General features: G+C 43.4%; 16 protein-coding genes. 9 read left to right on the forward strand and 7 right to left on the reverse strand.

Annotation, left to right across the window (positions count from 1 at the left end):
* Nucleotides 1–379 precede the first annotated feature (379 nt).
* Nucleotides 380–781, forward strand: coding sequence for a nuclear transport factor 2 family protein (locus ACJJH9_RS19345; protein ID WP_444925239.1), 402 nt, complete (start codon nucleotides 380–382; stop codon nucleotides 779–781).
* A 768-nt stretch (nucleotides 782–1549) separates the two neighbouring features.
* On the opposite strand, the gene ACJJH9_RS19350 is transcribed toward ACJJH9_RS19345, so the two are convergent.
* From ACJJH9_RS19350 to ACJJH9_RS19365, 4 genes are all read right to left on the reverse strand, one after another.
* A complete protein-coding gene (locus ACJJH9_RS19350) occupies nucleotides 1550–2131 on the reverse strand; it encodes a hypothetical protein (RefSeq protein ID WP_444923727.1) in 582 nt (193 codons plus the stop codon).
* Between the two features lie 335 nt (nucleotides 2132–2466).
* On the reverse strand, nucleotides 2467–3420 hold the full coding sequence (locus tag ACJJH9_RS19355; protein ID WP_444923728.1) for a hypothetical protein: 954 nt from the start codon (nucleotides 3418–3420) through the stop codon (nucleotides 2467–2469).
* Between the two features lie 281 nt (nucleotides 3421–3701).
* Nucleotides 3702–4229, reverse strand: coding sequence for a hypothetical protein (locus ACJJH9_RS19360; protein WP_444883378.1), 528 nt, complete (start codon nucleotides 4227–4229; stop codon nucleotides 3702–3704).
* Between the two features lie 845 nt (nucleotides 4230–5074).
* The gene (locus ACJJH9_RS19365; RefSeq protein WP_143729755.1) at nucleotides 5075–5650 is read right to left on the reverse strand and encodes a TetR/AcrR family transcriptional regulator; all 576 of its coding nucleotides are present in this window, start codon (nucleotides 5648–5650) and stop codon (nucleotides 5075–5077) included.
* Between the two features lie 135 nt (nucleotides 5651–5785).
* Between ACJJH9_RS19365 and ACJJH9_RS19370 the strand changes: the two genes are divergently transcribed.
* The 8 genes from ACJJH9_RS19370 (at nucleotide 5786) to ACJJH9_RS19405 (ending at nucleotide 10921) form a co-directional block, all read left to right on the forward strand.
* The gene (locus ACJJH9_RS19370) at nucleotides 5786–6184 is read left to right on the forward strand and encodes a GFA family protein (RefSeq protein ID WP_444887722.1); all 399 of its coding nucleotides are present in this window, start codon (nucleotides 5786–5788) and stop codon (nucleotides 6182–6184) included.
* A gap of 852 nt (nucleotides 6185–7036) precedes the next feature.
* Complete coding sequence (locus ACJJH9_RS19375) at nucleotides 7037–7300, forward strand: hypothetical protein (RefSeq protein WP_444920668.1); 264 nt, start codon at nucleotides 7037–7039, stop codon at nucleotides 7298–7300.
* A gap of 103 nt (nucleotides 7301–7403) precedes the next feature.
* Nucleotides 7404–8030, forward strand: coding sequence for a class I SAM-dependent methyltransferase (locus ACJJH9_RS19380; protein ID WP_444923729.1), 627 nt, complete (start codon nucleotides 7404–7406; stop codon nucleotides 8028–8030).
* 75 nt (nucleotides 8031–8105) lie between these two features.
* Complete coding sequence (locus ACJJH9_RS19385; protein ID WP_252084102.1) at nucleotides 8106–8495, forward strand: VOC family protein; 390 nt, start codon at nucleotides 8106–8108, stop codon at nucleotides 8493–8495.
* Between the two features lie 275 nt (nucleotides 8496–8770).
* The gene (locus ACJJH9_RS19390; protein WP_444923730.1) at nucleotides 8771–9583 is read left to right on the forward strand and encodes an MBL fold metallo-hydrolase; all 813 of its coding nucleotides are present in this window, start codon (nucleotides 8771–8773) and stop codon (nucleotides 9581–9583) included.
* Nucleotides 9543–9800 carry a TonB family protein gene (locus tag ACJJH9_RS19395; RefSeq protein ID WP_444923731.1) on the forward strand — a complete coding sequence of 86 codons (258 nt, stop codon included), beginning with the start codon at nucleotides 9543–9545 and terminating at the stop codon, nucleotides 9798–9800. Before ACJJH9_RS19390 ends, ACJJH9_RS19395 begins: the two co-directional genes overlap by 41 nt.
* A gap of 135 nt (nucleotides 9801–9935) precedes the next feature.
* Nucleotides 9936–10340 (forward strand): hypothetical protein, encoded by a 405-nt coding sequence (locus ACJJH9_RS19400; RefSeq protein ID WP_444923732.1) that lies wholly within the window; start codon nucleotides 9936–9938, stop codon nucleotides 10338–10340.
* Between the two features lie 182 nt (nucleotides 10341–10522).
* Nucleotides 10523–10921 (forward strand): hypothetical protein, encoded by a 399-nt coding sequence (locus ACJJH9_RS19405; protein ID WP_444923733.1) that lies wholly within the window; start codon nucleotides 10523–10525, stop codon nucleotides 10919–10921.
* 90 nt (nucleotides 10922–11011) lie between these two features.
* Here the strand turns inward: ACJJH9_RS19405 and ACJJH9_RS19410 are convergent, their stop codons facing one another.
* From ACJJH9_RS19410 to narJ, 3 genes are read right to left on the reverse strand one after another with little or no spacing between them, the layout of a single operon-like run.
* Complete coding sequence (locus tag ACJJH9_RS19410; protein WP_444923734.1) at nucleotides 11012–11836, reverse strand: peptidylprolyl isomerase; 825 nt, start codon at nucleotides 11834–11836, stop codon at nucleotides 11012–11014.
* A 55-nt stretch (nucleotides 11837–11891) separates the two neighbouring features.
* Nucleotides 11892–12581, reverse strand: a complete 690-nt coding sequence (gene narI, locus ACJJH9_RS19415; protein ID WP_252084097.1) for a respiratory nitrate reductase subunit gamma — start codon at nucleotides 12579–12581, stop codon at nucleotides 11892–11894.
* Between the two features lie 4 nt (nucleotides 12582–12585).
* Entirely contained in the window at nucleotides 12586–13320 is a 735-nt protein-coding gene (gene narJ, locus ACJJH9_RS19420; RefSeq protein ID WP_444891628.1) for a nitrate reductase molybdenum cofactor assembly chaperone, read from the reverse strand.
* Nucleotides 13321–13337: the final 17 nt, after the last annotated feature.

Consider the following 13337-nt stretch of genomic DNA (forward strand, 5'->3'; position numbering starts at 1 on the left):
GATCGCCCAGCCGGTGGCTGGGCTGTACAGCCTACGCTCCGCCTTGAGACATATGACGCATGGGGAGCTTTCAGGGTTGATAAAAACAGGGTTATGCACGCTTCCCATGGAAATTCTGACTCGAGTTTCATGAACGGGTGCAATGCTAGTGCATTATTCACTTTCAACCTTCGGGACAGCGGTCGTCTTTACTGCCAACCGGCTACCGAAGGTTTGGGCGGACCAACTTGCGCATAACAGAGTACTGGCCCGAAGCCGCTATAATCAAATTCGCAGGATAGGCTTCGCCTAGATTGTTATATTCTTGCGAACTGCATGACGGCTCGATCAACTTTAGCGTTAGATGCTTGGCCATACGTTCGGCCACTATTTGACGCGAATGGAGAAGAACCGAAAAATGAATAGTGAACAGGCCGAAGTGTTTCTGGATGAGATGGCCAAAGCGGTATGTGATCCAAACGCTGATTCTAAGGTCACCGACCGCTACTTTACCGAAGACTTCGTGCAGGTTATCGACGACACAACGATTGGCCGATCGCAACTCGATTCGCGTATCAATTTGTTCCGAATGGAGTACTCAGCCGTCAGGTTCGACTACCTTTCCGTAATTGGCGAGGGCGATCGGATAGCTGATGCGAAGGCGAAAGATGGCCAACAGCTCACAATCAAGGTAATCAGCCTGTACACGCTAAGAGACGGTCGGATCTCTCGCGCCGAATCCCTTAGCCGCCTTATCGAAGGGAATCCGGAGGACCTGCAATTACTCGTGCGTGGCGAGTGAGCCGATAGGCCGGCGCGGATCTCGGTTTCACTGGAGACGATAACGCAAACCGCCTCCGGGTATCGTTTTGGCGAAGTCCGCCAGCGTCCTCTCGAATTGCTTAATCAGCTTAAGAGTCGCCCAGAGCTTTATGATCATCTAAGGCAACACCCAAGTGCTAACCAAAGCATCCCCCTGTCCGGTACTCACGTGCCGGCTGGCATGAAGACATACCACATAACAAATGACTATGGTTACTCGTCAAGCTTTTAAGCAATATTTTCATCCCAATAGGTGTTGTTTTTCACCATGGTAGTCAGGATGATAAATTACTTTCTCAGACATGCAATTAGAGCCACATTCTTAAATTTTCCAACGTCGACTAGACGTTTCTACATTGGCTTTAATATGAAGTGGGACTTGATAGCGACATTATGGAAATACACAGGACCATACGCACACGATGTCGACCTACCCATATATAGTAAGTGAGCGCTCTTCGCACTATAAAGGCTACAGCGATTTAGCTCACGAGAAATGGTTTTGTTTGAACGACTGAGTTGTTGCGCAATGGCTCTGGCCCGTTGAGGACTTAAATCTGATATCGTTCGTTGAGGGTCAGCTGGCTGGTGCAGGTTCCATGGGATTGCTGGCTTATTTGCGTGGAAGTTAACCAGCCTACAGCCAACTTTCCTCCTTGGCTATCACCAAGTGTGTCGCTTTTAGTGGGGTCTAGGATTTATGTACTGCAATATATAGGAAAATACCGAATTACAAAACACGGATTATTTACAAACAAATCATTGGGAAACAAATTTCAAGCCCGCGCTGTCCACAAAAGAACTGTTTAATATCAGTATTCCATATGCAAAGACTATCCAATAAAACAAAGTCGCCCTGCATAATTTTTGCTACTGCCATTATTGAGCTATCTGATTCTGATGCTACTGTTAAGTTTGGTAAATATGGGGTATTGGATTGAAAACCGAATAATGCAAGTATATTGTAGACTTCTGTAGCCGTTGGACCATAGCTAAGTACGCTATAGTCAAATCCAGCTATTCCTCTACTAGTAAAAGTCAAACTATTAATAAATATTTCTCTTTCTATTTCCGATAATGCATTCAAAGGTGATTTCTCAGTTGGAGTAATCTCTAAGTATTTTTCTAATTCTAATTGATTTTTTATTGGAGCAAGCTGGTAATCCTTTTCTCTTTTATCCATCCAATATTTTTGTTTTTGTTTAATTAAACTACTGCGCGTAAATTTTTCGCCTTGACTTTTTAGTGAAGCATCTAGAGAGAACGCTGACTGTAAGAAAAAGAAAGATAGTACTGCAATAACTAAAATAGTTAGTGTGAATGCCTTCATATTATGCCTATTTGTAAACGATGACATTTGGTTCAACGCAATAATAGCGCTAATGATAGATATTAAGTGACTATATTGGCAATCTGAGTGACAAGCTTTAAAGTCTATCTCAAACCTGTTGAAAGAGAGTAATTTTGCTCTTACAAACCTAAAAAATGTGATCAGATCTCTAATTTACTTATTAAGGTATCAATTTTTCAGCCCTAGATGACAGCATTATCATCTACAGGTTTAGCTGTTTTACAATGCTAATGGCATTCTTGATACGTCTACGGGTTTATTTTTCATTACATAGAAATATTGAGTAGTGATGTTATCAATCTCGGTAAAGTCCATTAGCCACCCCTATTCATTACAGATATTTGTTTTTCAGAACGATTCAAACCGACATTCCTGAGAGCATTATTCAGTGCTTCAGGTTCTCCCTCTCGTGGCCAACCAACAAAGTATTCGATAAATTTACCATCAGAAAAGAAATAAAATGCCGGAGTTCCTATGTTGCTACGCAACTCAGGTAACTCAGACCATGGTGGAGTCTCATGCATCAAACCTGTGGGTAAGCTTGGATAATTTCGCGACCAATCTAGGAACCCCTCAATATACAGTTTACCCCTAGGCTCAGTGAGCCAATATGAGTATTCAGAGAAGATCTCTAATAGCTCCTCATCAACAATAATATGTTGAGCTGCTGAAATGGAAAAACTACATAAGGGGTTTGATGCAACCAAAATGAATGGGCCATTGTCTGGTATGCTAAAAGCACTCTGTTTAATAGAGTTCTTCTCGACTTTCCAAATTGTAGGATGCCTAGATGTTTTTTCGCTAACCCTATGAACTTCCGGTATAACTTGTAAATATCCAGAACTTTTTTGTTCAACCATGTTGCTGGCTAATTCAAATTGTCGAGTTGCAATATAGGCCTCCTGCAGAGCAACTAAGTGACGCTCTTTCACAAGATTTTTTATCTTTAAATAATGTAATACTCTAGCCATATCTTTGGCGTAATTGACATCTGGATCATAAGCAATAGCGGTTTTTGTAGCTTGAAATAGGTATTCCAGTTCAATTCCACTAAAATCACTTAAGGCTTCAGAATTTATAATGGGACTAAAGTTATCTGAGTAAAACTTCTTAGGTAATTTGTTCCCACTTGGATCCATTCGTGTATCTTTGTAGATTTGATTTATTTGGTTGTAAAGGCTCTTTATTGGTTTGTTTGTACTTGCCCAAACCTCAAAGCTTGCATTAAAAATTAGCATCACAAAAACCAATATTTTTATATTATTCATTTTTAATCATCTATTTTAAAAAAGGAGATGAGGTTATTATTATTTCTTACTGCGAAATCCTGCATCTACTACAACTGTGAAAATCGAATTGAATGAAGCATGTAAATATTTCAGTAATCTAACCAATAGACCTCCTCATAATGTAAATTTTAGATTCGTAAACCCAAGTATGATTTTGAAATCTCATCCAATTAGATAACAATCTCAATATATAGAGCTAACCCTTCTAGCCTTCTTGATATCCCCACTCAGTTGAGTGGGGATATCAACCTAACTAACTATCAGGTGCACCAAGCAGGAAAGCAAGTTTGAAATGGAGTAAAAAGACAGGAAAATTGGTTAATAGGGCTATTCCACCTACATTGATAATCAAGCAACTGGGATGCGACTGGCATAGTATCGGCCGCATTCATTATCGATTTATCCGGTCCGGATGTTACTGATAAACCTGGTAAAAATGGAGTGACGGATTGAGACCCGAATAGCGCTAAAATGCTATAAACTTCGGTAACACTCGGTCCATAAGTAAGTGCACTGTAATCAAATGAAGCGAGACCTTTTTTGGTAAAGACCAAGCTATTAATAAATATATCTCGCTCTATTTCCGGCAGAACTCTCAGAGGACTATTCTCTATTGGAGTAATAGCTAAATAGTTTTCCAAATCAACTTCATTTTTTATTGGGGCCAATAAAAAATCCATTTCTATTTTGGCTTTATACCCAGATGACACATCTGTAGAAAGTGCTTGGTGAGAGAGAAGCGAGAATAATATTGCAACTACCGATAGGTGTAAGTTTAATTTTTTCATTTAACGCATCCTTACGAAAAAACAAATATTGAAATTGACACAAAATTTACAACATGATTATTTTGCAGTTACTGTTGCTAGTAAGTCAATAAAGGCAAGTTAATTTTTTACCATTTGGCGTATAAAGCATCACATTATTAAACCAGCGATGCTAGATCCAGCAGTAAGTCTCTAATATTAAATTTACTGGTTTTATTGGCGATAACATCGACTTCTTTGCCTCCCTAAAGTGAGCAATTTCGACAGCATCCAGCTGGTCAGCTTTGGCGAGTTGCTCTGTTGACTTTACAAAGTTTCTTACATTTGAATGATTGCAAACAACTATAGGCAGTCCCGCCTTGTGAGCAGCACAGACAAACTCCAATTCAAGCCTTCCGGTGGACTCTATAAGTACTCTTCTGGGTTTAAGGCACTACAGTTGTTGAACGGTGTCCTTAATACCATATTTATCATTGGTAACAGTAAAGAATTGGCCAGTTGATATCACAAAAATATCGAGCTGTATGCTACTAGCATCGATACCGATATTAATCTCTTGAGGTTCCATAAAATATAGGTATTTCGGGCTTGAGTCCCACATGACTATTCGAGTTATGCCTAATGAGTGTCTGTTACGTTCATACTTGTTATCGGCCTTTATGAACCGACAATGCAACGAACTGTGGCAGAAAAGATCTTCGGTGACCGGCGAAGGTGTGTCTCAATTTACCCGTTAGCGAAAAGGGTTTTCAACATTTGAATCGAACTAGAACAACCATACAAACGCAGCTTTCATCTGAAAATAGCGCGGGCTGGGACGATCTATACATCGCTTCGCTCTGTTTCGGCCGCCCATATGCTCAGCGTTATATTCCACCCAATTTCAACCCCGCCTGTTGGCGACACGCTTGCAATAATTTTGTAACGGAACTCTCGTTACCTATGATTCTTGCTATGGCTACTGCACCAATGAGCATTGCAGTTACTGACAAAATATCATCTTCGTCGCAATCAACATAGCTTTTGGCGTATTCCAAAATTGCTTTGTTCATGCCATCGTAGATGCTTGCGTAAGTTGCTTTTGTTTCTTCATCCTGCATGGTTATATCCGTAGCTAAAAATGCAAGTGGACATGGGTATTCACCCCGCACATGCTCTAAGCTAAGGTATCCATCAAGCAGTAGGCATAGCCATTCCTTATCGGTAGTGCCATCTGGTTTAAGTTCGGCAAGCTTAGTGCCATTGACTGCAAATTTTAAGGACTCACGATACAACACCGCCTTGCTGTCAAAGTGAGCATAAAACGCTCCTCTGGTGAGCCCGCAATCTTTCATCACTCCATCCACTGTAACGCCATCAAAACCCTTGACCGTAAAAAGCCTGAACGCGCTTTCAAGAATTCGTCTACGAGTAATTTCCTTATGCTCTTTTGTATAAGGCATGAGTTCTTATGTGCCTACAATTTAATATGATCTGTATCATATATTATATGTCGTTTAACATGTAGCCTTACCTTAAACCGAAGAAAATATAATAAATGAATATAATCAACGGTTATATTTCACGGAGATGCGAAATTGAATAAAATAAAAGGCGGCTGTCATTGTGGTTCTGTAGCATGGGAATTTAATCTTCCTATTAAGACAGTAGTGAAGTGTCATTGCTCTATGTGTAGAAAGTTACAAGGCTCTGATCACAGTACCTATGCTGTTGTTCCAAAAGAACAATTCTCATTATCCAAAGGCGAAGACTCGGTTATCAATTACCAAGCTACCGAAAAATCATACAAAAATTTCTGCTCCACATGTGGAACACCAACCCACCTTATTAACGGGAAGCATTTCCCGGGCGATTTTGTTTTACCATTAGGTATAATTAAAAATTATACTGATGAGCTAGCACCAAAAATCCAAGTGTATACATCAGAAAAGCCTCCTTGGTCGAACATTCATGATGATGTGCCACTATTTAGCTAAGGATATAAATCGGGTAGACGGTAGTTTTTAGCTACCGGCCTCCACACCAGCCATCGTACGGGTCCGCAATGGGCGGCTCCCAGTCCGTAATGGATTTAGGTTCAAGCCTTCACCATGACCAAGGTATTAATCTTGGCATTAGACTACTATGTTGCCGGCTGACTTCTGCCTAATCACCTTGGTCATTACTGACCGAGTCACTGCTATGTTTCACCGCTTCTTTTCCCCGCGATGGTGGCTAGCGGGTTGGGCCTACTTATGAGTCAGCGGCCATGCTGACAGCTTCATACCAGCAGGTTACACAGATCTCCCCTGATACGGGGGTGACTTTCACTACACAACTTCATCATTTACTCTACCCATTAGATCACATGGCTTCAGTGCCCTTGACCACCTCGCCTCTAGGCTAAGCATTAAGTGATGTTTCTATTCGATAATTTGTAGTTTTTCAGTGGCACCCTTACCCAAAGATCTCACCCTGTTGCAGTTGCCATTCGCTGGTAGTTAGCATTTAATGGAATGCCATTAAATGATGATCTTCCTACAGGGGAGTTTCACCCTATTAGTTCACGCCTATGCTGGGCGTACCAAGTGCAAGCAATCTGATCTGCGGTTGCTGTCACCTTTTTTGCCAAAGCTCTGAAAAAAGGCGCCAGTAGCCTCCGGCAATTGAGGCGAGCGTACCTTTCATCGTAATTGGCGCTAATTATTATGCTCTTTCAGGGATCGTGTAAATGTAAGCGTTGGCGGGTTGAAGTTCAGTTAGCTGGACTACTCGAAGGTTTGAATCCGCGCATTTGCGATTGTAATTATTGCCAAGCCAACCCGTCACGTATTATTAGTGATCCGAATATGTCAGTAGTTTTCATTGGTGATGGGATTTTAACTAAACAAAATGGTGATCAGCTTGCTAATTTCTACCATTGCAAAGCTTGTAATGAACTACTAGCCGTAGGCTGCAATATAAATGGTCAACTTCGCGGAGCAGTAAATTCCAATTTATTGCAAGACGTGAATCAACTTGGCAACCCTATTCAAATTCAGCCAAGACTGTTGAGTGCTGATGAAAAGCTTGAACGCTGGGATAAGTTGTGGGGTGTTCTTAATGGGTTTTGAAACTTAAAATGTTAAGGCTTTCGGGCACTGCAGTCCGCAGCTTGAGGCGTAATGAGTCAGGAGTCAGCGCCGATAACGCCTTGGCATTTATATAGGAACTGATATGACTAGGTCTGATAAGTTCTGGGATAGAAAAGCAGAGGAGTATGCCAGGAGCCCTATTTCTGACGAGGCAAGTTATCAGAAGAAGCTCTCAGATACTCAGAAATTCTTTAAGCCTGATATGAATATTTTGGAGTTTGGTTGCGGAACAGGGACTACAGCGATTTGCCACGCTCCACATGTGCAACATATTGAAGCGGTAGATATATCTGAAAATATGCTTGAGATTGGTCGAACTAAGGCCAGGGAAGCCTGCATCGATAATATTAGATTTACCAGAGGTACATTAACCGAATTCAATGCTGAGTCTGCAAGTTTTGATGCAGTATTGGGTTTAAATGTTATTCACTTATTACCAGATAGAAGAGATGTTTTGGCAGAAGCTGCTAGAATCCTCAAGCCTGGTGGCGTTTTCGTAAGTAGTACCGTTTGTATGGGTAATTCCTATATACGGTTTATTAAGCTCTTAGCGCCTCTGGGAAAATTCATGGGCTTAATGCCCGATGTCTTCATCCTAACAAAAGTAAAATTAGAGAAAGAAATTCAAGACGCTGGTTTTACCATTGAAGTTCTATGGCAGCATGGAATGCATGACATGGTAGTTTTCATTATTGCGCGTAAAATATAAATGATCTTTCTAAAACTTCGTTATGTCTCCAGAAATACAAACCATACTTAGATACTTAACAGTGAGGATACTCAAATGAATACAAATGCAGTTTGTTGGTTTGAAATTTATGTAAATGATATGGTTCGTGCAAAGTCATTTTATGAAGCTGTTCTCAAGCAGGAGTTAACTCGATTAGACAATCCTGACGAAGTAAAAGACTTCCCTCAACCCGAGATGTGGGCATTTCCAATGAAACAAGAGCCGGGTGCAAGTGGAGCAATTTGTAAAATGGAGGGTGTTGAAGCTGGAGGTAATAGCACTCTAGCGTATTTTGATAGCGAAGATTGTTCTGTTGAACTGGCCAGAGTCGAGCCAGCAGGTGGGAAGGTAGTAGTGCCTAAAATGTCTATTGGAGAGCATGGTTTTATCGCAATAGCGCAAGATACCGAAGGAAATAATATCGGTTTTCATTCAATGAAGTAGCTAGTTCTCCCCAGCAAACATTAATTCACATTACTGGTTACTTAAATATCATGCATTGCCTTCATCAAGACACTAAGTTGTGCTCAAAATTAAGCCGGCTTACCCTATTGATGAAATTAAAATTAGCGTGGAATAGCTACGGCTAGCAATTATGTGCAGTTAACGTTTTTGGCTAGCCTTACCAAAGTAGCCCAATACCATCCCGTATCCAAAGTGCAACTGACAAAGCCAATACACACTAAAGAACCATTTATTACAATGCAAGAGGATTAGTTTTGAAAGGATTTATAATTCTGACCTCCACTTTATTTCTACTCACCAGCTCTATCGCTTTATCAAGTAGCGTTAGTATGCAAAAAGTATCTGAACGCCTACATATCTTGAGTGGAAAAGAGTACGGAACGAATATTGGCTTAATATCAACGGAAAATGGATTGGTACTCATTGATCCTATGCCAGGAAATAATCAGTTAAGTGCGTTAGATCAAGCGATTCGATCAATTTACGATAAGCCTATCTCCTTCATCTTAAACACACACGCGCATTCTGACCACACCGGTGGAAACGCGCACTTTGAAAAGCAAGGTGGAAAACTGATAGAGAGCAGCTTCAACTTAGATGAACTCACTCACATTAAAGTCAAGTCTCATACAACAATCGACAATATTTATTACCATAAGGAAAGTAATTCTATATTTGTTGGTGATGTATTCGATACCAGCTGGCATCCAACATTTTATGCTGGCGGAATTAAAGGTTTTAATGAAGCCATTGAGGCCATTTTAAATCTGGGTGATGATCAGAGTTTGATAATACCTGGGCATGGTGCTCCAGCAAACAAGTCATCTTTGCTTGAATTCAGGAAAAATACTTTTACATGGATAAATAAAATTCAAGAGCTTCATCAAAAAGGATTGGGTGTGGAACAAATAATGATTGATACACAAGTTAAGGATATTTTGGAAAAGTTCAATATAAATAATAAATCCCCATTCCTACCCCAAAAAGCTTATAAAAGATTTATAGAAAGAACTATTTCAGTGATTAATGAAGAAAATAATAGACAACAAGGAAGCTTATCAGGATAAGTTCATATTAACGCTATTCTTTTTTTTGTCGGAGAAAAACACCACTCCTTGCCCAGAAAATCTTCAGCGCATTGAGGGATATGACCCTAAATATCCAATGAGAGAGTACCGACGACCTGTAGATGGCTGGGTAGTGCTAATTGCCCTGCTTAATCCTGATGGAACTTTGCAAGATATTGAAATTGTAGAGTCAGAGCCGGATAACTTATTTGATTGATCTGCTGTAAAAGCAGTAAGAAGCTGGAAATTTGACTGGTCAGGAAGCTGGTGTAAATCTAAGACTAGATTGAGCTTCAAATTCAATGGCTAACGGTTTACACCTAGGTTGCCCATCAATACACTAGTATAAACCATGAAAAGATATGGCTACAAATTTACCAAGGATGATGGTGGTCTTTCCAGATTAAGCGGACTTAGATTCTTTATCGGGCTGTGTGCTTTTTTCAGTACAATTACCAGCTTGATTTTCTCTGGACAGAGCCAATTAAAGTTATATTTAGCATCACCGTTCGCTTTCTGGCTTGCGGCATTCTTGGCCGAAGTTGCCCCAAAAGTAAGATCCTACCCGGTTATATTTTTCGCAATAACGGCAGGTATAATTTTCTGGATTGATCCGAGAAATGTTTTTATAGTCCGTCAGTGTGAAAATTGGCAGTGTGTTGATATTGAAAATTTGAACGGCAAAATAATATATTTAGGTTTTTGTGGAATAGTAATAATCGCTGCGCTCTGGTCTTTGCGAAGACAGTCACACTAACACATTTAGACATCATGTGACACTTTGATGCTAAAGTACTAGCTGGATATGACACATCAATCAATTACATAGCTTAGGCACCCTATGATAGCTTATAATTTCTGGACGTAAGTTCAAACCAAATCTCTGTGCGACATATACCATCAATCATTGCTGCAAGCCTTATTCCTTCGATAGTACTTTTGTTACTGGCAGGTACGTTAGGATTTTCTAAAATAAACTCAGCCGGCCCAGCATTTATTTTGATTTTTTCAATTCCTATATCGCTAGCACACATGATGATTTATGTACCACTTGCATTAATCATAGAAAGATACTGTGGGTTAAATCTATTTAAGTGTATGTGTCTAGGTTTAATTGTTGGCTCTCTATATCCTGGAATTAATGACTGGCCGTACCCTGATGGCAGTTACATTGGCAGGGTTGAAGATACTTTAATCGGCATAGATGTAATAAAAGCAGTTAATGGCTATCCAACGCTTTGGGGTTGGTTAATTTATCTAACGCATGTACTTACAGTAGGCCTTCTATTTGGGGCTACTAGTGGTTTAGGTTACGGCCTCTTATATAGAAAAGATTAACAAGTGGATTTGTACCTGTACTGGATTAAGAATTCCACTTCAATTTACCCAGTCGCAATCGTGTGCGAACGGTTGGCGAATCTCTGCCCCTCAGTGGGCCTCCCCCGATAAATCCAGGCCGGAGATTTGCGCGGCTTGCACCATTTTTTGCAGATAGTCGCTAGTCATCTGGCGGCGGCGTTTTTCAGTTAGGTATTCCTCGATTCGCTCCGAAACATATTCGTATTCCAGCGGGCGGCCCGACTCGCAGTGTTCCACATATATCAGATGCACACCGTAGGGGGTCTCCACAGGTTCTGCTACCAAACCGGTGCCCTGCTCAAATACTGCGCGCTCGAAGGACGCGACGGTATCACCGCGCCCTACTTGGCCGAGGCTGCCACCGGCTTCGGCGGAGGAACAGGCGGAGTGGGATTGGGCTAACTGGGCGAAGGTCTGTAGCGGATTGGCATCGTTGCGGATCTGCTTGAGCATTTCCTCAGCGGCGGCGCGCGCTTTGGCGCAGGCTTCGGAGTCATCCGGTGCGGCCGGGATCAGGATATGGCGCACTTCGGCGAGGGGATCGGAGCGGAATTTATGTGGGTGGGCTTCGAAATAGGCGCGGCACTCGGCTTCACTGGCCGGGGGCACTTGCAACTCACCTTTCAAAAGATCTGAAACGGCGTGGTCGAAGGCCTCGCTGTGCAGGTCTTCATCGGCGGCGCAAAGCCCCTGCCCTGCGGCCTTTTCCCGTAACAGCCAACCGATAACCAATGCCCGTGCAGCGCGGTAAATTGCTTGGCGCGGGGAGTTGGCGGTCTGGTATTGCATCTCCTGATAAATCAGGTCTGCGGGAATTTCACTGCCGTTCACGGCCACGGCTTCAGCCAGTTCGAATTCGTGCCCGGCGGCGTCGGAAGCTAGTAATGCACTCATGACTCTTCTCCACACAAGGCCCACACTTGGCGGGCCTGGTTAACGATTGCTGGGATTAGCGCGCGGCTTTGGCGCGCACTACCTGGTAATTGCGGCGGAAGTACTGCACTGGAACACTCCATACGTGCACCAGGCGGCTGAAGGGGAACAGCAGGAACAGGGTCATACCGAGGAAAATATGCAGCTTGTAGATGATATTTACGTCGGCGATAGCCGCTGCGGCTGCGGAGCCATCGAGGGTGACAATGGACTGGGCCCAGGTCATCAGTTTGAGCATTTCGGCACCGTCCATATGGCCGGCGGAAACCAGGATACTGATCAGGCCGAGGATTAACTGGGCGTAAAGCATCAGCAGTATGGTCAGGTCCATTTTGGAAGTGGTGGCGCGCACTCGCGGATTGGTGAGGCGGCGCTTAATCAAAATGGTTAGGCCGATAAAGCAGATTACCCCGAAGAAACCGCCGATAACCATTGCCATCATCTGCTTGGTGGAAGCTTCAATGCCGAGTAAGTGCCACACCGCTTTGGGCGTAAGCAGGCCGACAAAATGGCCCGCGAGAATGGCAATCACCCCGATATGGAACAGGTAACTGCCGATGCGCAATTGCTTGTGCTCCAACAACTGGCTGGAGCCGGTGCGCCAGGTATATTGATCGCGGTCATAGCGGATCAGGCTCCCCACCAGAAACACCGTGAGGGCAACAAAGGGATAGATGGCAAAGAGCAGCGTATTCAGATAGTTCATCTTGTTACTCCTGTGGTACGGGCTGGGCAGAATTCTGCGCGGCATCTTTGGCACTGGAGGCCCAGGTTAGGGGCTGGCCGTCGCGCAGCTGCGCAGCGCTGGGCCGCGCTATGGACTGGTCACAATTGTTGGCGCCGGTAAAGCTGACCACCTCTTCCTCCCAGATCTTGTCCAGCGCCTCGGGGGTATCGTCGCGCTCCTCATTGGCGACTTCTTCTTTGAGCGCGGTCAGGTCGACGAAGACTCCGGCCATCTGCAAGAGCGCATCCATCAACAGGTGATAGGGGCTCTCGCGCTTTGAAAGGCGCGCGCTCAACAGGGCAATCACATGGGTGATATCGTGCACCCAACCGTAGGCCGCTTCACCTTGGGTGGCGCAGAACTCTAAGTAGGTGGGCAGGTAATCTGGCAGTTCGCGCTCATTCAGTTCCAGGCCGGCGGCTCTGTAGCGGTTCATCAGATCCACCATGGCCTGGCCGCGATCGCGGGATTCGCCGTGGATATGTTCGAACAGGTGCAGGGACACAGCCCGGCCGCGTTCGAACAGGCCGTCGTATTCACTTTGCCAATCGAGCGCATCCATACGCTCGTAATGAGAGATAAACGCCAGCAGCAAATCGCGCAGGGGCTTATCCAGGTCTTCGGATTCCGCCACCCAGTTGGTTAACTCATCCAGGTGCGCCACCAGCTCATCGGACGGGTAATCCAGCAGGCGGGCGATCAGGTTTAATACTTTCATCGGTACTCTCCCCTCGG

Source organism: Microbulbifer mixtoriginis (SeqCode) (assembly GCF_052466715.1).